Annotated in this window: 18 protein-coding genes; 12 read left to right on the forward strand and 6 right to left on the reverse strand. The window is 64.3% G+C overall.

What is annotated here, in order from left to right; genetic code table 11:
• Positions 1–141 precede the first annotated feature (141 nt).
• The gene (locus ACXAHG_RS16095; RefSeq protein ID WP_475041463.1) at positions 142–1,122 is read right to left on the reverse strand and encodes an L-threonylcarbamoyladenylate synthase; all 981 of its coding nucleotides are present in this window, start codon (positions 1,120–1,122) and stop codon (positions 142–144) included.
• Positions 1,123–1,263: 141 nt separating this feature from the next.
• On the opposite strand from ACXAHG_RS16095, the gene ACXAHG_RS16100 reads away from it, so the two are divergent.
• The 5 genes from ACXAHG_RS16100 to ACXAHG_RS16120 all read left to right on the forward strand — a co-directional run bounded on the left by ACXAHG_RS16100 (position 1,264) and on the right by ACXAHG_RS16120 (position 5,437).
• Positions 1,264–2,967: an acyl-CoA dehydrogenase gene (locus ACXAHG_RS16100; protein ID WP_475058942.1), complete on the forward strand. Its 1,704-nt coding sequence runs from the start codon at positions 1,264–1,266 to the stop codon at positions 2,965–2,967.
• Positions 2,968–2,971: 4 nt separating this feature from the next.
• A complete protein-coding gene (locus ACXAHG_RS16105) occupies positions 2,972–4,018 on the forward strand; it encodes an MBL fold metallo-hydrolase (RefSeq protein WP_475058945.1) in 1,047 nt (348 codons plus the stop codon).
• A gap of 25 nt (positions 4,019–4,043) precedes the next feature.
• Complete coding sequence (locus tag ACXAHG_RS16110; protein ID WP_475058948.1) at positions 4,044–4,496, forward strand: DUF6173 family protein; 453 nt, start codon at positions 4,044–4,046, stop codon at positions 4,494–4,496.
• A 172-nt stretch (positions 4,497–4,668) separates the two neighbouring features.
• Positions 4,669–4,803 (forward strand): aa3-type cytochrome c oxidase subunit IV, encoded by a 135-nt coding sequence (locus tag ACXAHG_RS16115; protein WP_039181692.1) that lies wholly within the window; start codon positions 4,669–4,671, stop codon positions 4,801–4,803.
• Positions 4,804–4,819: 16 nt separating this feature from the next.
• Complete coding sequence (locus ACXAHG_RS16120; protein ID WP_475058951.1) at positions 4,820–5,437, forward strand: hypothetical protein; 618 nt, start codon at positions 4,820–4,822, stop codon at positions 5,435–5,437.
• A gap of 186 nt (positions 5,438–5,623) precedes the next feature.
• Here ACXAHG_RS16120 and ACXAHG_RS16125 read toward each other — a convergent pair whose 3' ends face one another.
• Positions 5,624–5,953, reverse strand: coding sequence for an AzlD domain-containing protein (locus ACXAHG_RS16125; RefSeq protein WP_475041470.1), 330 nt, complete (start codon positions 5,951–5,953; stop codon positions 5,624–5,626).
• Positions 5,950–6,678, reverse strand: a complete 729-nt coding sequence (locus ACXAHG_RS16130) for an AzlC family ABC transporter permease (protein WP_475058954.1) — start codon at positions 6,676–6,678, stop codon at positions 5,950–5,952. The genes ACXAHG_RS16125 and ACXAHG_RS16130 overlap by 4 nt, the downstream gene beginning before the upstream one ends.
• A 56-nt stretch (positions 6,679–6,734) precedes the next feature.
• Between ACXAHG_RS16130 and fdhD the strand changes: the two genes are divergently transcribed.
• From fdhD to ACXAHG_RS16155, 5 genes are read left to right on the forward strand one after another with little or no spacing between them, the layout of a single operon-like run.
• On the forward strand, positions 6,735–7,628 hold the full coding sequence (fdhD, locus tag ACXAHG_RS16135; protein WP_475041473.1) for a formate dehydrogenase accessory sulfurtransferase FdhD: 894 nt from the start codon (positions 6,735–6,737) through the stop codon (positions 7,626–7,628).
• Positions 7,625–8,185: a hypothetical protein gene (locus ACXAHG_RS16140; protein ID WP_475041474.1), complete on the forward strand. Its 561-nt coding sequence runs from the start codon at positions 7,625–7,627 to the stop codon at positions 8,183–8,185. The genes fdhD and ACXAHG_RS16140 overlap by 4 nt, the downstream gene beginning before the upstream one ends.
• Positions 8,182–8,820, forward strand: a complete 639-nt coding sequence (gene mobA, locus ACXAHG_RS16145) for a molybdenum cofactor guanylyltransferase MobA (protein ID WP_222508275.1) — start codon at positions 8,182–8,184, stop codon at positions 8,818–8,820. The genes ACXAHG_RS16140 and mobA overlap by 4 nt, the downstream gene beginning before the upstream one ends.
• Positions 8,817–9,308: a molybdopterin-guanine dinucleotide biosynthesis protein B gene (gene mobB / locus ACXAHG_RS16150; RefSeq protein WP_475058957.1), complete on the forward strand. Its 492-nt coding sequence runs from the start codon at positions 8,817–8,819 to the stop codon at positions 9,306–9,308. The genes mobA and mobB overlap by 4 nt, the downstream gene beginning before the upstream one ends.
• Positions 9,305–11,437: a molybdopterin-binding protein gene (locus ACXAHG_RS16155; RefSeq protein WP_475058959.1), complete on the forward strand. Its 2,133-nt coding sequence runs from the start codon at positions 9,305–9,307 to the stop codon at positions 11,435–11,437. Before mobB ends, ACXAHG_RS16155 begins: the two co-directional genes overlap by 4 nt.
• A 151-nt stretch (positions 11,438–11,588) precedes the next feature.
• Here ACXAHG_RS16155 and ACXAHG_RS16160 read toward each other — a convergent pair whose 3' ends face one another.
• The 3 genes from ACXAHG_RS16160 to ACXAHG_RS16170 form a co-directional block, all read right to left on the reverse strand.
• On the reverse strand, positions 11,589–12,641 hold the full coding sequence (locus ACXAHG_RS16160; RefSeq protein ID WP_475041478.1) for a hypothetical protein: 1,053 nt from the start codon (positions 12,639–12,641) through the stop codon (positions 11,589–11,591).
• Positions 12,642–12,668: 27 nt separating this feature from the next.
• On the reverse strand, positions 12,669–13,139 hold the full coding sequence (greA, locus tag ACXAHG_RS16165; RefSeq protein WP_475041480.1) for a transcription elongation factor GreA: 471 nt from the start codon (positions 13,137–13,139) through the stop codon (positions 12,669–12,671).
• Positions 13,140–13,383: 244 nt separating this feature from the next.
• A complete protein-coding gene (locus ACXAHG_RS16170; RefSeq protein ID WP_475041481.1) occupies positions 13,384–13,764 on the reverse strand; it encodes a VOC family protein in 381 nt (126 codons plus the stop codon).
• Between the two features lie 95 nt (positions 13,765–13,859).
• Here ACXAHG_RS16170 and soxR point away from each other — a divergent pair, with 95 nt between their 5' ends.
• Positions 13,860–14,339, forward strand: a complete 480-nt coding sequence (soxR, locus tag ACXAHG_RS16175) for a redox-sensitive transcriptional activator SoxR (RefSeq protein WP_475058962.1) — start codon at positions 13,860–13,862, stop codon at positions 14,337–14,339.
• A 160-nt stretch (positions 14,340–14,499) separates the two neighbouring features.
• Entirely contained in the window at positions 14,500–16,149 is a 1,650-nt protein-coding gene (locus ACXAHG_RS16180) for an electron transfer flavoprotein-ubiquinone oxidoreductase (protein ID WP_475058965.1), read from the forward strand.
• Positions 16,150–16,266 lie beyond the last annotated feature (117 nt).

Consider the following 16,266-nt stretch of genomic DNA (forward strand, 5'->3'; position numbering starts at 1 on the left):
TGTAAGGTGTGTAGAAGAGACAAACAGAGGCCCGCATCTGAAGGTGCCGCCGCCGGTGATGTTTCCTGGGCTGCGGAGTTGGCCGGCGCCGCGCACGCGCGGCGCCACGCCCAACGCTTTGCGGCCCGTCTTTGACGGGCTTCAAAGGGGCGGGAGAGGCTGCGATCCAGCGTCGTCACGCGGTGCGGCCGCGCGGCGCAGGCGGTCGTTGATGGCCTCGCCCAGGCCCTGCGGCGGAATTGGCGCCACCGCAATCGGCTTGCCATGCGCGTCGAGCTGGTGGAGATGGCCGAACAGATTTGCGGCGGCCTCTGCCAGATCGCCGTTTTCCGAAAGGTTCAGATCGCAGGGCCCCGGGCCGAAGCCCAGAAAGAGTTCACCCGCTTCAGGGGCCGTTGCGTTCAGCCGCACCGCTGCGCCGGGGGCATAATGGGACAGCAGCTGGCCCGGCGCGGTCAGCGGGTCATGCACATCGCGCTGCGCCAGCTTGCGGCCTAAAACAGCCTCGATCTCCTCCGCCGCAAGTCCGCCGGGGCGCAGCAGCACCGGCTTCGGACCTGCCAGGCCGATGATCGTCGATTCCAGCCCGACACCGCAGGCGCCATCATCGAGGATCGCGGCGATGCGCCCGCCGAGGCCCGCCTGCACATGCGCCGCCGTCGTCGGGCTGATCTTCCCCGAAGGGTTGGCCGAGGGCGCCGCCACCGGGCCGTCCAGCGCTTGCAAGAGCGCCTGGCCCGCCGGATGTGCAGGCACCCGCACGCCCAGTGTCTCAAGCCCCGCGGTCACCAGCGGCGAGATCCCGTGGCCCGCCCGCAGCGGCAACACCAGGGTCAGCGGCCCTGGCCAGAACGCCGCCGCCAGCTGTTGCGCAATGCCGGTCCATTCCACATAGCGCCGCGCGGCCTCTGCCGAATGCACATGCGCGATCAGCGGATTGAAGGATGGTCGGCCTTTGGCCTCATAGATTGCTGCCACCGCCGCGCCTTGGCGGGCATCGGCCCCCAGCCCGTAAACCGTCTCGGTCGGAAAAGAGACCAGCCTGCCGTCCCGCAATAGGGCGGCCGCGCGGGCGATGCCGTCTTGGGTGGCGGCAAGGATTTCAGTGCTCTGCTGGGGCATTCCGGGTGACGCGGCGTTTTGGTTGATTGAAACAGGCGTCCGATTAGGTAATCGGTCAAGCCACAGACAATAATAGGCCCGCGCCGGGAAGCCAAGACTGCCCGTGCCAGGACGCCCCTAAAAGACCGCCAGAGGACGCCCATGACCTTCCGTGCCCCCGTTTCCGAGTATGAGTTTCTGCTGAACCACGTCACTGGCTACAGCTGTATCCCGGCCACAGACCGCTTTGCGGAGGCTGCACCGGATATGGTGAGTGCCATCCTCAGCGAGGCGGGCAAAATGTGCGATGAGGTGCTGGCGCCTCTGCAGCGCAATGGCGACCTGACGCCGGCCTATCTGGAAAACGGCGTGCTGCGGACTTCGCCCGGGTACAGCGGCGGCTTCAAGGCCATCGCTGAGGGCGGCTGGATCGGCATGAGCGCACCGCAAGAGCATGGCGGCATGGGTCTGCCGCTGACCGTGGCCACTGCTGTGAACGAGATGATGGCGGGCGCCTGCCTGTCCCTGCAGCTGGCCCCCCTGATGAGCCAGGGCCAGATTGAGGCGCTGGAGCATCACGCCTCGGATGCGATCAAGGAGCTGTATCTGCCCAAGCTGATCTCCGGCGAATGGTCCGGCACCATGAACCTGACGGAACCACAGGCCGGTTCGGATGTGGGCGCGCTCAGCTCCAAGGCAGAGCCGAATGGCGACGGCACATATGCAGTGACCGGGCAGAAAATCTTCATCTCCTGGGGCGATAATGATTTCTGCGGCAATATCTGCCACCTGGTGCTGGCACGGCTGCCGGACGGAGTGCCGGGGACCAAGGGGATCTCGCTGTTCCTGGTGCCGAAATACCTGCCGGATGCAGATGGCAATCCGGGCAAGGCGAATGAACTGAAAGTCGTGAGCCTGGAACACAAAATGGGCCTGCACGGTTCTCCCACCTGTGTCATGCAATACGATGGTGCCACCGGCTGGCTGGTGGGGGCAGAGCATGGCGGCATGGCGGCAATGTTCACGATGATGAACAATGCGCGGCTTGGCGTGGGCGGGCAGGGCGTTGGCGCTGGTGAGGGCGCCTATCAGCACGCGCTGGCCTATGCGCTGGAGCGCAGGCAGGGCCGCACCGCCAGCGGCTTCATCGCCGACCACGCCGACGTGCGCCGGATGCTGATGGAGATGAAGGCGGATATCTTTGCCGCCCGCGCGATACTGCTGGCCTGTGCCCGCGCCATCGACATGCAGACCGCCACCGGCGACTCCGGCTGGTCGGCGCGGGCGGCCTTCCTGACGCCGATTGCCAAGGCCTTTGGCACCGACACCGGCATCCGGGTTTCGGAAACCGGGGTGCAGGTGCACGGTGGCATGGGCTTCATCGAGGAATCCGGCGCCGCGCAGTATTACCGCGATGTGCGGGTCACCGCGATTTACGAGGGCACCAATGGCATCCAGTCGATGGACCTGGTGGCGCGCAAGATGATGGATGGCGGCGAGATGGCTTTTGCCCTGATTGACGAGATCGAGGAGCAGGCCGAGCGCGCCCGCGCGACCCATCCGAACATGGCCGAATCGGTCTGGCAGGCCTGCGAAAGCTTGCGCGAGGCCACTGAATGGCTGGTCGCCCAGGAGGATCTGCAGGACCGCTTTGCCGGCTCGGTTCCCTACCTGCGCGCCTTTGCCCGGGTTCTGGGTGGCCACTACCACCTGGCCGCTGCGATGGCCGACCCCGGCGGTGCGCGCGAAAAGCTTGCGCGCTTCTACATCACCCGGATGCTGCCGGAGCACGCAGCGCTGCTGGCCCATGCACAGGCCGGTGCGGCCGGCACCTTTGCCCTCAGCCTCGACGAACTGGCGGGCTGAAGCGGTGACCAGTGTACCTGACGTTTCCCTGCGTACCCCCTGGGAAGAGCCGCCCGCGCAAGGCGATGCCATTGAGGTGGCCGAGGGCGTTCTGTGGATGCGCCAGCCGCTGCCGATGAAGCTGGATCACGTGAACATTTATGCATTGGATGAGGGCGATAGCTGGACGGTGATCGACACCGGATTCAACACCCGCAAGAGCCGGGCAATCTGGGAAAGCCTGCTGTCCGGCCCTTTGAAAGGCAAACCGGTGGCCCGAGTGGTGGCCACCCATCACCATCCGGACCACATCGGCCTGGCGGGCTGGTTCCAGTCGCAGCACGGTGCCGAGCTGATCACCACCCGCACCGCCTGGCTGTTTGCCCGCATGCTGACGCTGGACGTGCAGGAGACCTGGCCGGCGGAAACGCTGGCCTATTACCGCAGCGCGGGCATGGACAAGGCGTTTTACGAAAAACGCGCCAGCGACCGGCCCTTCAATTTTGCCGACACCGTGCATCCGATGCCGCTGGGCTTTACCCGCATCAAGCAGGGCGACGTGATCCGCATGGGGCAGCGCGACTGGGACGTGCACATCGGCAACGGCCATGCCCCGGAACACGCCACCTTCTGGAGCCGCGACGACCATCTGGTGATCACCGGCGATCAGATCCTGTCGACCATCAGTCCCAACATCGGCGTCTACGCGACCGAGCCGATGGCCGACCCCTTGGGCGAATGGCTGGAGGCCTGCGAGCGGCTGTCGAAACTGGCGCGCCCCGATCACCTGGCGCTGGGCGGCCACAAGCTGCCGTTTTCACGCCTGCCGCTCAGGATGCAGCAGCTCATCGGTAACCACCACGGCGCGCTGGAGCGGCTGATGGATCACCTTTCCGTGCCGCGCACCGCTGCCGATTGCTTTGCACCGCTGTTCAAGCGCACAATCGGCGAAGGCGAGTACGGGCTTGCACTGGTGGAATCGGTGGCCCATGTAAATCACCTGTACCACACCGGCCAGGTGGACCGTTGGAAACGCGAAGACGGCGCCTGGCTCTATCAGCGCAAGGGGTGATGAACCCCGCCAGAGGGGAGACATCATGAGCGACGAGATTTCAACCAGCGCCGAGGCAGCAGAAGCCGCCGTCCTGCCTTGCGTCCACGAGGTCCACGCCGATCCAGAGGCCTGCGCGGGCCTGCGCAAGGTGCCGGAAAAGCTGCAGCAGCCGGATGCCGCCAAAAGCCCGGCGCGCTGGGCCTATGAACGGCTGATCCTCTATATCCAGAACTTCGAACAGCAGCTCGACGGCGAGCATGAGGTGGCGATGGGGTTCGCAGGCGGCAACGCCGGGGTGCTCCGGATCGAGGGCATGGGCTACTTCGACCCCGACATCATCACATTCTACGGCAGCGAGCCGGATGGCTCCCGGACCCAGCTGGTGCAGCATGTGAGCCAGCTCAACGTGATGCTTCGCGCGGTGCCGAAAGCGCGCCAGGAAGAGCCTGCCAACCGTATCGGCTTTCGTCTTGCCTCGGATCTGGAAAAGGCCTGAGGACGCGCGGCCCGCACGATTCGCCGCGCGGGCCGCGGCTGCCCTGCATCTATAAGTTTTGTGTGGTTTTCAGGCGGCATTTCCGCCGGATGTGCCCGAATGACGTGGTGACAGACGTCGGCAAATCCGGTAATCACCGGAAAAACGCACGTGAATTTGAGGGATAACTCACATGGCTGATCATCAGCACGGCACCATGGACATCACCGTTCAGGAGAAGATGTTCTCGAGCTTTATGACCTTCGTGACCCGTTTCTGCATTGCGATGGTCTTCCTGGCGCTGTTCCTGGCAATGTTCGCGACCTGAGTCCGGAAACCTGCTGATGCGCAATCTGCTCTGCCTCGGCGCGGTGATGCTGGCGCTTGCGGGTTGCGCGGCGCCGCAGCAGCCCAACGCGGATGCCGAGACCCTGGCCAAGGTGGCCTACCGCCACCCCGGGCCCGCGACGCTCACCCTTTATACGATGATCAACAACCGCACTGGGCGGGGCGGCCACGCGTCGCTGATGATCAACGCGTCTGAACGGGTGATCTTTGACCCGGCTGGCTCCTTTTATGCTTCAGTTGTGCCAGAGCGGAACGACGTCCTGTACGGCATCACGCCTGCGGTGGAGAAAGCCTACCGCGGCGCCCATGCGCGTAGCACGTTCCATGTGGTGGTGCAGCGGGTTGAGGTGACGCCGGAGCAGGCCCAGAAGGCCTATCAGCTGGCCGTCGCCAACGGACGCGTGCCGGGAGCCTACTGCGCCCAGGCCACCATCGGCATCCTGCAGCAGATCCCGGGCTTTGAAAGCCTCGACCGCACCTTCTATCCCGAAAAACTGTCGGCCCAGTTCGGTCAGCTGCCCGGCGTGGTGACCGAACGCTATTACGAAAATGACAGTGCCGACCTGCAGGCGGGTATCACTAAAAGCGATGCCGTGCTGAGCACTGCAGAATAATCTCCCAGCCTGAGAGCTGCCCGGCGCGGGCTATGCTGCACATGGCCAGGTGATTTTCTGAGAAGGCCTTGAGGGGCAGGTCTGCCCTCAAGGCCGTCGGCCATTTTACCGCACTCCCTGCCGCCTCAAGGGCAAGCCGCGCCTATGGCACGGACGCTGCGCGTCCCTTGACCCGGCCGCGAGTGCTTAGGCCGCAAGGTACAAGAGCAGCAGTGAAACACCGCCCGCTGCGAGGCCGTAGAGCACGTTTTTGGTGAGGCAGCCCACGGCAAAGGTTGCCGCTGCGGCCGCGAAGTGGATCAGGCTGGGGGCGCCATCCGTGGGTGCGGGCCAGACCACCAGCGGCGCCACCAGCGCGGGAATGATTGCCACCGCGGTATAGCGCAAATGCCGCATCAGCCAGGGCGCAATCGGCTTGCCGCCCATGAAACCGATGAAGGCAAAGCGCAATCCATAGCTGCCCAGAGCCAGTCCGATGATCACGGTCCACAGAATGGGTGCAGGAATGCTGCTCACTTTGCCGCCTCCGTCTTGGCTTTCTGCCGTTCCAGCCACAGCTCCGCCTGGGCGCCTGCCATCATGCCGGCAATGCCCGCCACGATCAGCCCAAGGTTATAGGGCAGGGCGGAGGCGGGCAGCGAGGTGGCCACCGCCACGAAACAGGCCGCGACATGGGCAGGCGTGCGCAGCATCGGCCCGATCATCGCCAGAAAGGCCAGCGGCAGCACGAAATCCACCCCCCAGCTTTCCGGGATCCGGGTGCCGACCAGCGCGCCCAAGGCCGTAGCAATTACCCAGGCTGGCGCAACAATGCCATTGGTGCCAAAGAAATAGGCCATCCGGTGCGCTGCAGGCATCTTGGGTTCATTTTCGAACTGCACGATCGACAGCGCATAAGACTGATCGACCATGAAATAGGCGGCAATCGCGCGCTGCCACATCGGCGCGTCCCCCAGGTAGGGGGTCAGAGAGGCCGAATACATCGCCATCCGCAGGTTCACCGCCAGCGCCGAAATCAGGATAATGATCAGCGGCGCATTTTCCTGCATCAGCTGCAGCGCGGTGAACTGCGCCGCTCCGGCAAAGACCGCCAGCGAAAACGCAAAGGCTTCGGGCACGATCAGCCCGGCCTCCGCCGCCAGCACCCCGAACAGGAAACCGAAGGGCGACGCCATGAAGATGAACGGTGCGCTGTCGCGGAAGCCCTTCCAAAAGGCCGATTTGGTGGTGGTGATTGCCATGCGGGCACCCTAGATTGCCTTTGAACCGGCCTACGCCTGAAACTGGAGGTTTGCAATTGGCCCGAACGGATGACAGCAAAAGTGACGGGGCGGAATATCTGATCGCCCCCGGCGTTGCCGACCCGCGCCTCACCCGCGCCGTCACCGGCGTTGACCAGAACGGTGAGGCCAGCGAGATCGCGGTGGTCGAGGAGCGCCCACTGACCATCTTCCTGAACAGCCAGGAAATTGTCACCGCGATGACCATCGGCGACTACCCCGAATACCTGGCGCTTGGCTTCCTGCGCAATCAGGGCATGCTGCGGGACGAGGATGAGGTCACCCGTGTCGACTACGATGAAGATCTGGAAACCGTCGTGGTGCGCACCGCGGTGGAAACCAGCCACGAAGAGAAGCTGAAGAAGAAGACCCGCACTTCGGGCTGCGCCGTGGGCACCGTCTTTGGCGACATGATGGAGGGGCTGGAGGACGTGCGCCTGCCCGAGGCCGAGGTCCGCACCTCCTGGCTGTATGCCCTGGCGCACAAGATCAACCGCACGCCTTCGCTCTATCTGGAGGCCGGCGCCATCCACGGCACCGTGCTGTGCCGGGAGGACCGGCCGCTGGTCTATATGGAGGACGTCGGCCGCCACAACGCGGTGGACAAGATCGCCGGCTGGATGCTGTCGGAGCAGGCGGAAGCGGCGGATAAGATCCTCTACACCACCGGCAGGCTGACCTCCGAAATGGTGATCAAGACTGCGATGATGGGCATCCCGGTTCTGGCGTCCCGGTCGGGCTTCACCGCCTGGGGCGTGGAGATCGCCCGCGAGGTTGGCCTTACCCTGATCGGCCGGATGCGCGGCCAGCGGTTCATTTGCCTGTCCGGCGAGGAACGGCTGTTGCGGGACATGGACCCCAAGGACGCGCCGGTGGAAGAAAAGAAGCACCGGCGGAAGAGTGCGGAATGAGCAATTTGATTTATGAGTTTGATTACAAGCCAACGCTCAAGGAACTGAAGTCGGGCGGCAGGTTAGTCTACAGAAATTTGTACAGCGGTCCGTGGCAGTTGGCGGTTGCAGTTAAAAGCCTGTTCTTCGGTTTGTCCGGACTTGTTGTTGGGCTGATTGTCGCGATGAATATCTTTAAGCAGTTAAACGTTGCCATATCTGATGCCTCGCTTGCTTATTATGGTTTGGTGTTGATCGTGGGACTTGCTGTGTTGCTTGCCCTGGCGGCGCTTTCCTACCGGCCAGTGAGGGTATTTCATAAGAAACTGCAGGATTCCAAAGTTAAGGCGAAGGTGTCGGCTGAAGGGATCGAGCTGAACTCACCGGAATGGAAATGTTTTTCGAGCTGGGCCAAACTCGATGCCCCTCGGGAAAAAGGTGAAATGTTCTTCTTCGGTTTTGCGCACCTTGGATTTGTTTTTTCGGATCGAATGTTTGAACCGATTGGCGAACCAGCAGTAGTCCGAGCACAAATCATTGGTTGGTACCGCCAGCAAGAGGATAAGAGAACACGATGACCCAGCCCCTCGGCGTAATCCTCGCAGGCGGCCTTGCCACCCGGATGGGCGGCGGCGACAAGGGGCGGCTGCTGGTCGGCGGTGAAAGCCTCTTGTCCCGCGTGGCGGACCGGCTCGGCCCCCAGGTCGCGGGCCTGGCGCTCAACGCCAATGGCGACTCGGAGCGGTTCGCCGACTTGGGACTTCCGGTCATTGCCGACTCGATCGCAGGCTTTGCCGGTCCGCTTGCGGGCGTGCTGGCGGGCCTCGACTGGGCCGCAGAGCAGGGAGCCAACACCATTGTGACCGCTGCTGCCGACACGCCCTTTTTCCCGCGGGATCTGGTTGCGCGGCTAACCGCTGCCGCACAGGGCATGGAGCACCCTCTGGCCCTCGCCACCACGCCGCGCACCGGCGGTGAGTCACTGAAGTCCGGCGGGCGGAGCAAAGTGAACCGGCATCCGGCTTTCGGCCTCTGGCCCGTCGCCCTGCGCGACGACCTGCGCGCTGCCTTGAATGACGGGCTGCGCAAGGTGGTGCTGTGGACCGACCGGCACGGGGGCCGCGAGGCGCTGTTCGAAGCCGATCCCTTCGACCCCTTCTTCAACATCAACACGCCAGAGGATCTGGCCAAGGCCGAGGCGCTGCTGACATGAAGATCTTCGGCGTCACCGGCTGGAAGAACAACGGCAAAACCGGGCTGATGGAGCGGTTGGTGGCGGAGTTTTGCGCCCGCGGCCTCACCGTCTCCACTATCAAGCACGCCCATCACGCCACTGATGTGGACCAGCCCGGCACCGACAGCTACCGCCACCGCCAGGCGGGCGCATCGGAGGTGGTGCTGGCCTCCGCAGGCCGCATCGCGATCATGCAGGAGCTGCGCGGGCAGCCGGAGCCGCCGCTGGCAGAACTTCTGGCCCGCCTGAACCCCGCCGATCTGGTGCTGGTGGAGGGCTACAAGCGCGAACCTCACCCCAAGGTCGAAGCCCACCGGCAGGCCGCAGGCACAGAACTGATCGCCGCGCGGGATGCCAGCATCCGGGCGGTTGCCAGCGACACTCCACTTGATCTGGACCGCCCGGTGTTCGATTTGAACGACACCGCAGCGATTGCGGATTTTATCCGGGCCGAGCTGGACCTGTGAGCCGCTTTGAGACCATTCTGGCCGTCGACTGGTCTGCAGCCAAGCGCAGGTCTCAGCGGCCAGGCAAGGACGCGATCTGGCTGGGCGTGGCACGCGATGGGACCTCAGAGCAGCAGATTTACTGCCGCAGCCGGCAGGAGGCTGAGACGCGGATCAGCAGCTTCCTTGATGACGAGAAGGCCGCAGGGCGGCGGGTGCTGGCGGCTTTTGATTTTCCTTTCGGGTATCCGCGCGGATTTGCCCGCCGGATCACCGGGTCGGATGACCCCTTCACCCTTTGGCAGTGGCTGGAAGAGCGTATCGAGGACGCCGAGGACGGCAGCAACAACCGGTTTGAAGTGGCCTCTGCAATGAACCGCAAGTTTGCCGGCGCCGGTCCGTTCTGGGGCAAGCCGGTGGAGACGGCCTGGCCGGACATTCCTTACCGCAAGGCAGGTATAGCTTACGAGGACGTGGCTGAACGGCGCAGCGCGGATCTTACGGCCAGGGCAGCCTCCTCCTGTTTCCAGTTGTTCTTCAACCCCACCGTTGGCAGCCAGATCCTGATGGGCCTGCCGGTCCTGCAGCGGTTGCGGCTCCGGCACAACGCCGCGGTCTGGCCGTTTGAGAAGGTTGCGGATGCGCAAATTGTGTTTGCAGAAATTTGGCCAGGACTGATCGAACCGGCCGTAAGGTCCGCCATGGCTGCGGCTGGACCTGAAGAAATCCGCGACCGGGTGCAGATGCGGCTGTTGTCGCAGGCGCTCAGCCGTCTGCCGGCAGAGGAGCTTGCCGCAATGCTGGCTGCTGCGCCTGAGGACGCACGAGAGGAGGCCTGGATATTGGGCACCGGATACGAAGACCGATTGAACGCGCTTGCCTCGGATGGGCAGGGCGGGCTGACCCCGCCGCCGCTCAGCAACGACTGCTTTGCCCTGCCTGCCGGCGTTGACTGGACCCCGGTCGATGACGCGCTGGCATTGCTGCGGGGCCGGCTGGGGCCAATCACCAGCGCCGAAGCCGTGCCGCTGTCAGATGCCCTGGGACGGGTGCTGGCAGAGGATGCCGTGGCCAAACGCGCCAATCCGCCGCTGCCCAACACGGCGGTGGACGGCTACGGCTTTGCCGGCGGCCGGGGCGAGGGCCCGCATGTGCTGCCGCTGGTGCAGGGCAGGGCAGCCGCCGGGGTGCCGTTTGACGGCAGAGTGGCCGAAGGCAGCGCCATCCGGGTGCTGACCGGCGCCGCGCTGCCGGATGGCGTTGACACGGTGATCCTGGAAGAGGACGTCAGCACCGACGGCGCCCGGATTGCCTTCAACGGCCCGCTGAAGCAGGGCGCGAACACCCGCAAGGCAGGCGAGGATGTCTGCGCAGGCGAGGCCATCCTGCCTGCAGGCCGGGTCATCACCCCTGCCGATCTGGCCCTTGCCTCCGCCACCGGATTGGCAGAACTCACCGTGCGTCTGCCGCTGCGGGTGGGGGTGCTCTCCACCGGCGATGAGCTGGTCGAGGCGGGAGAGGCCGCAGGCAAGGAGCAGATTTTCGACGCCAACCGCCCGATGCTGCTGGCACTGATCCGCCAGCTGGGCTTTGTGCCGGTGGATCTGGGCAAGGCCGCGGACGACCGCGCAGCGCTGCGCGCGCATCTGGACGCTGCGGCTGCGAAAACGGATGTGATCCTGACTTCCGGCGGCGCCTCTGCCGGGGATGAGGACCACATGTCGGCGCTTTTGCGCGAGGCGGGTGCAATGCAGGAATGGCGCGTTGCGCTGAAACCCGGGCGCCCGCTGGCGCTGGGTATGTGGCAGGGCACGCCGGTCTTCGGACTGCCGGGCAACCCGGTCGCGGCGCTGGTCTGCACGCTGATCTTTGCCCGCCCCGCCATGGGGCTGATGGCGGGTGCCGGCTGGCAGGAGCCGCAGGCGTTCGAGGTCTCGGCAGCGTTTGAAAAGCGCAAAAAACCGGGCCGCCGCGAATACCTCCGGGCGCGGGTCCGAGGCGGTAAGGCAGAGGTGTTCCATTCCGAAGGCTCCGGCCGTATCAGCGGCCTAAGCTGGGCGGAGGGCCTGGTGGAGCTTGGCGACGGCGCCGCAGAAATCAAGCCTGGCGATCCGGTCCGCTTCATCCCCTACGGCAGTTTCGCGATGTAAACCGGGTGCTCCCGCCCGCGGAACTGCGCATCACAGATGCTTGCCCGCCGTTGGGCATAGCACCGCGCTGGCGCGCGGCTCGGCACCGTTCCTGCTTCTTTCTGGTCTTAAATACTCGCGCCGCAGGCAGCGGCCCGAAAGGGCCGCCCGCTTAGTCGAAGGTTCCGGCCACCCGGCCCAGAAGCATGAAGGCGCGGGCGGTGCGGGTGTTGCCGAGGGCGGAAATGTCGCTGTCGCTTGCTTCTGCCTCAAATTCGGCAAACATTTGGTCGAACCGGCGCAGGAAGTGATGCGCCGCGTCGCGGAAGATCGGGTCCTGCTTCATCCGTGCCGCGGTCAGCGCCAGCGAGGTGCGGTCGCGCACGCCGCCAAGCGAAGCCACTGCGCGGCCGCGCGCGCCCTGTCCGAACTGGCGCCAGACCTCCGGCCGGGCCATGTCCGGGCGCAGATCATCCATATAGATGCCGTCCTGGCTGAGCAGCGTTAGCACGTCCTGCGCGGCCTGGATCACCTGTGCCGCCTTGCGGTCCTTGAGGGCGGCGCGCAGAGCGGCAAAGCCTTCGTGGTCCTCGGCGGTTTCCGGGAAATTCAGCGCCCGGATGAACTGTCCCGCATCCAGCGGCGGTGCGGTGTCCTCTGCCTGGGTGCCAAGCGCCAGCGAGCCCTGTTCCGCCGCTGTCATCTCCGCCGCGGCCTCAGGAATGGCGGGGCGCAGCGGGTTGGCGCGGCGGCTGGTCTGAAAGGTTGCCAGCGCGGTTTCGGTCTTGCGGGTGGCCTCTGCGATTTCCTCCAACCGCTTGGTCACCGACGGTTCGGCCACAGCCGCATGCTGCTGCGCCTGGGTCAGATAGGTCTGGCGCAGCCCATCAATCGCGGCTTGAAGCTGCTCGCTCTCCTCCCGCATCACCCGGGCCGACCGCGCGGCAGAGGCCGCCACCCACAGCATCGCCGGCGGCAGCACCACGGCCAGAATCCCGGTGATCAGGTCCGACCATTGCGACAGGCCGGACCCTGCCGGTGCCAGCACATAGACGCCGGTGACGATCAGCAGCCACACGGCCCCCAGGCCAATTGCCGCCAGCTCCGCCCCGCCCAAGCCATTGCCGGCAGGCGGGTCAAGTCGGCGCAGCGGGCGGCTGTCCGCCGCCTTGGCACCCGGGCCGCTGCTGGAGCCGCTGTTGGAGCCTGTGCTGGAGCCTGTCATGGATGGCCGCTGCCTTGCTGGTGCTGATCAGGAATAGACGATCTTGAGGATTTCATAGGCGCGCTCACCGCCGGGGGTGCGCACTTCCACACTGTCGCCTTCGTCCTTTCCGATCAAGGCGCGCGCGATCGGGGATTTGATGTTCAGAAGGCCCGCTTCGATATTGGCCTCATGCTCGCCCACGATTTGCCAGGACTTCTCCTCGTCGGTGTCCTCGTCCACCACGGTCACCTTGGCGCCGAATTTGATTGAGCCGGACAGCTTGGCCGGGTTGATCACATCGGCCAGCGACAGGATGCCTTCCAGCTCCTTGATGCGCCCCTCGATAAAGGACTGCTTTTCGCGGGCAGAATGGTACTCGGCGTTTTCCGACAAATCGCCTAGCTCGCGGGCTTCGGCGATCGCCTGGATGATGGCCGGGCGTTCAACGGATTTCAGGTTCTTCAGTTCGCTTTCCAGCGCGGCGTGACCCGTGGGGGTCATCGGGATCTTTTCCATGTGATTGGTCCAGGTCGCTTATTGTTCTTGTCATGTGGAAAGCCGGAGCCCCGCAGCATCTGCCGCGGGGCCTCCGGTCCGGTTGACATTTACCTGAACCAATCCGGCGCCCGATTTCAAGTGGCCGCGGACCCCGGGCGCCGTGAAATCCGCTTATGAGGGCGAATTGGGCGGGTTTTCCACAGGTTTGCGCGGAAAGGCGCCGCGGGAGGGAAGGGCGGGCAGACCCGCCAGCCAGAGGAGATCAATCATATTGCACCGCCTCGTATTCGATGCCGTTTTCGTCGTGGAAGTAGAACCGGCGCCCTGGCTCATAGTCGCCGTGATTGACCGGCGTGTAACCGGCCGCCTTAACCGCGGCTTCGGTGGCGTCCAGGTCTTCGACGATCACCGCCAGGTGGTTCAGCCCGCCGACGATGCCATAGCTCTCCGGTGCTTTCCCGGCCGGGGTGCTGGGCGTGTAGAGCGCCAGGTAGCTGTTTTCCTCACCCACATGCACCGTATAGCCGCCGTTCTTGGCCTCGCCGGACCAGCGCACGTGCCAGCCAAACACCTCCTGCATCCATTTCGCTGTGGCGTTGGGGTCTGCCACGGTGACGTTTGCATGCTCTAAAACCGCGCTCATTGGGATACTCCTTTGCTCGGAAAAACCTGTTGATACGACTCACCGTAATTTCTAAACCTAACTTTAGCTCAAGAGGTTTTTTGCAGGAGTTTGCCATGCCCCTCTCCGCCGGGATTTCCATCGGCACTCTGGCTGAGCGCACCGGCCTCGCCGTGTCCGCCATCCGCTACTACGAGGCGCAAGGCCTGGTGGAGCCCTGGCGCAATGCAGGCGGCCAGCGGCGGTTCCACCGTGCCGACATCCGCCGGATGAGCTTCATCATGATCGCCCAGCAGTTCGGCTTTTCGCTGCCCGAGATCCGCGGGTTTCTGAAAGGCCTGCCGGGAGGGCGGACGCCGACGAAGGAGGACTGGGCGCGAATCTCCGAAGGGTTCCGCACCCATCTGGATCAGCGAATCGAAACCCTGGTGAAACTGCGCGACAATCTGGACGGCTGCATAGGCTGCGGCTGTCTGTCGCTTCCGAATTGCAAACTTTACAACCCCGAAGACCGCGCGGCACTTAAAGGCCAGGGGCCCAGATACCTGATGGGAGACCGGCCCGAGACAGCAGCTGAGGCGGAAAATGGACACTGAGTGACGAAAACCGACGCACTTTTTGTCTCAGAACCCTGTTTTACAGGGGGCTAACGTCGAGTTTGGATTGACCTGCGGGGCTGGCAAACGCTAAGCAGCCGCGACACAAAATTGCGCCCGGTGGGGCCTGTAGCGAAAAGAAAGCCAAGGAGCGCCGCAAATGGCCGAGATTGAACGCGAAGCGATGGAATACGACGTGGTGATCGTCGGGGCCGGCCCCGCCGGTCTGTCTGCGGCCATCCGCCTGAAACAGCTGGACAGCGACCTTGAGGTCGTGGTGCTGGAAAAAGGCTCGGAAGTGGGCGCGCATATCCTGTCCGGCGCGGTGCTGGACCCTTGCGGCCTGAACGCTCTGATCCCGGACTGGAAGGAAAAAGGCGCGCCGCTGAATGTCGAGGTGAAGGAAGACAACTTCCTGATGCTGGGCGAAAACGGCCAGATCCGCATCCCCAATTTCCCGATGCCGCCGCTGATGAACAACCACGGCAACTACATCGTCTCCATGGGCAACGTCTGTCGCTGGATGGCGGAGCAGGCCGAGGAACTGGGCATCGAGATCTTCCCGGGCATGGCGTGTTCGGAGCTGGTCTACGGCGACAACGGCGAAGTCAAAGGCGTGGTTGCCGGCGAATTCGGCAAGAACCCCGACGGCACCCCCGGCCCGGCTTATGAGCCTGGCATGGAGCTGCACGGCAAATATGTCTTCATCTCCGAAGGCGTGCGCGGCTCGCTGGCCAAGGAAGTCATCGCCAAATACGACCTCCAGGCCGGCAAGGACGTGCAGAAATACGGCGTCGGCATGAAAGAGATCTGGGAGATCGATCCGGCCAAGCACAAGGAAGGCACCGTCACCCACACCATGGGCTGGCCGCTGGGCTCCAACGCGGGCGGCGGTTCGTTCATCTACCACCTGGACAACAATCAGGTGTACGTGGGCTTCGTGGTGCACCTGAACTACAAGAACCCGCACCTGTTCCCCTACATGGAATTCCAGCGCTTTAAGCACCACCCGGTGGTCGCCGAACTGCTGAAGGGCGGCAAGCGCGTCGCCTATGGCGCCCGTGCCATCACCGAAGGCGGCTATCAGTCGATGCCGAAACTGGTCGCACCCGGCGTGGCGCTGCTGGGCTGCTCCGCGGGCATGGTCAACGTGCCGCGCATCAAGGGCAACCACAACGCAATGCTGTCGGGCAAGGCCGCGGCCGAAGCCGCCTATGACGCGATCAAGGCGGAGCGCTCCGGCGACGAACTGACCGCCTACGAGACCGAAGTGCGCGACGGCGCCATCGGCAAGGACCTGAAGATGGTCCGCAACGTCAAGCCGATGTGGTCCAAGTGGGGCCTTACCGCTTCCTTGGCGCTGGGCGGCCTGGACATGTGGACCAACAACCTGCTGGGCTTCTCCTTCTTCGGCACTCTGAGCCACGGCAAGAACGACGCCGAATCGACCGAGGAAGCTTCCAAGCACAAGCCGATCGATTATCCGAAGCCCGATGGCGTGCTGTCGTTTGACCGCCTGACCAACGTATCCTTCGCGATGACCAACCACGAGGAAAGCCAGCCCTGCCACCTGCAGCTGGGCAACCAGGACACCCCGATTTCGGTCAACCTGCCCAAGTTCGCGGAGCCTGCGCAGCGCTACTGCCCGGCCGGCGTCTACGAAGTGGTTGAAAACGATGGCAAGCCGGAGTTTGTGGTGAACTTCCAGAACTGCGTTCACTGCAAAACCTGCGACATCAAGGACCCGTCCCAGAACATCACCTGGACCACGCCGCAGGGCGGCGACGGCCCGAACTACCCGAATATGTAACGGGAACGTTAGCATTCCGGCGGGCTTTTGCCGGATTTTATGGGGCGGTCCTTGGGCCGCCCCATTGCGTGTTGACGGGCGCCGCACTACGCTTTCTTAGAAGAGCAAAGAGCAGTT

This window comes from Leisingera sp. ABD4_442 (genome assembly GCF_056160905.1).

What these genes read in the sequence shown, in the direction of transcription:
- ACXAHG_RS16095 (WP_475041463.1), bottom strand. Translation starts at nt 1,122, where the DNA reads ATGCCCCAGCAGAGCACTGAAATCCTTGCCGCCACCCAAGACGGCATC.
- ACXAHG_RS16100 (WP_475058942.1), top strand. Translation starts at nt 1,264, where the DNA reads ATGACCTTCCGTGCCCCCGTTTCCGAGTATGAGTTTCTGCTGAACCAC.
- ACXAHG_RS16110 (WP_475058948.1), top strand. Translation starts at nt 4,044, where the DNA reads ATGAGCGACGAGATTTCAACCAGCGCCGAGGCAGCAGAAGCCGCCGTC.
- ACXAHG_RS16115 (WP_039181692.1), top strand. Translation starts at nt 4,669, where the DNA reads ATGGCTGATCATCAGCACGGCACCATGGACATCACCGTTCAGGAGAAG.
- ACXAHG_RS16120 (WP_475058951.1), top strand. Translation starts at nt 4,820, where the DNA reads ATGCGCAATCTGCTCTGCCTCGGCGCGGTGATGCTGGCGCTTGCGGGT.
- ACXAHG_RS16130 (WP_475058954.1), bottom strand. Translation starts at nt 6,678, where the DNA reads ATGGCAATCACCACCACCAAATCGGCCTTTTGGAAGGGCTTCCGCGAC.
- ACXAHG_RS16140 (WP_475041474.1), top strand. Translation starts at nt 7,625, where the DNA reads ATGAGCAATTTGATTTATGAGTTTGATTACAAGCCAACGCTCAAGGAA.
- mobA (WP_222508275.1), top strand. Translation starts at nt 8,182, where the DNA reads ATGACCCAGCCCCTCGGCGTAATCCTCGCAGGCGGCCTTGCCACCCGG.
- mobB (WP_475058957.1), top strand. Translation starts at nt 8,817, where the DNA reads ATGAAGATCTTCGGCGTCACCGGCTGGAAGAACAACGGCAAAACCGGG.
- ACXAHG_RS16160 (WP_475041478.1), bottom strand. Translation starts at nt 12,641, where the DNA reads ATGACAGGCTCCAGCACAGGCTCCAACAGCGGCTCCAGCAGCGGCCCG.
- greA (WP_475041480.1), bottom strand. Translation starts at nt 13,139, where the DNA reads ATGGAAAAGATCCCGATGACCCCCACGGGTCACGCCGCGCTGGAAAGC.
- ACXAHG_RS16170 (WP_475041481.1), bottom strand. Translation starts at nt 13,764, where the DNA reads ATGAGCGCGGTTTTAGAGCATGCAAACGTCACCGTGGCAGACCCCAAC.
- soxR (WP_475058962.1), top strand. Translation starts at nt 13,860, where the DNA reads ATGCCCCTCTCCGCCGGGATTTCCATCGGCACTCTGGCTGAGCGCACC.
- ACXAHG_RS16180 (WP_475058965.1), top strand. Translation starts at nt 14,500, where the DNA reads ATGGCCGAGATTGAACGCGAAGCGATGGAATACGACGTGGTGATCGTC.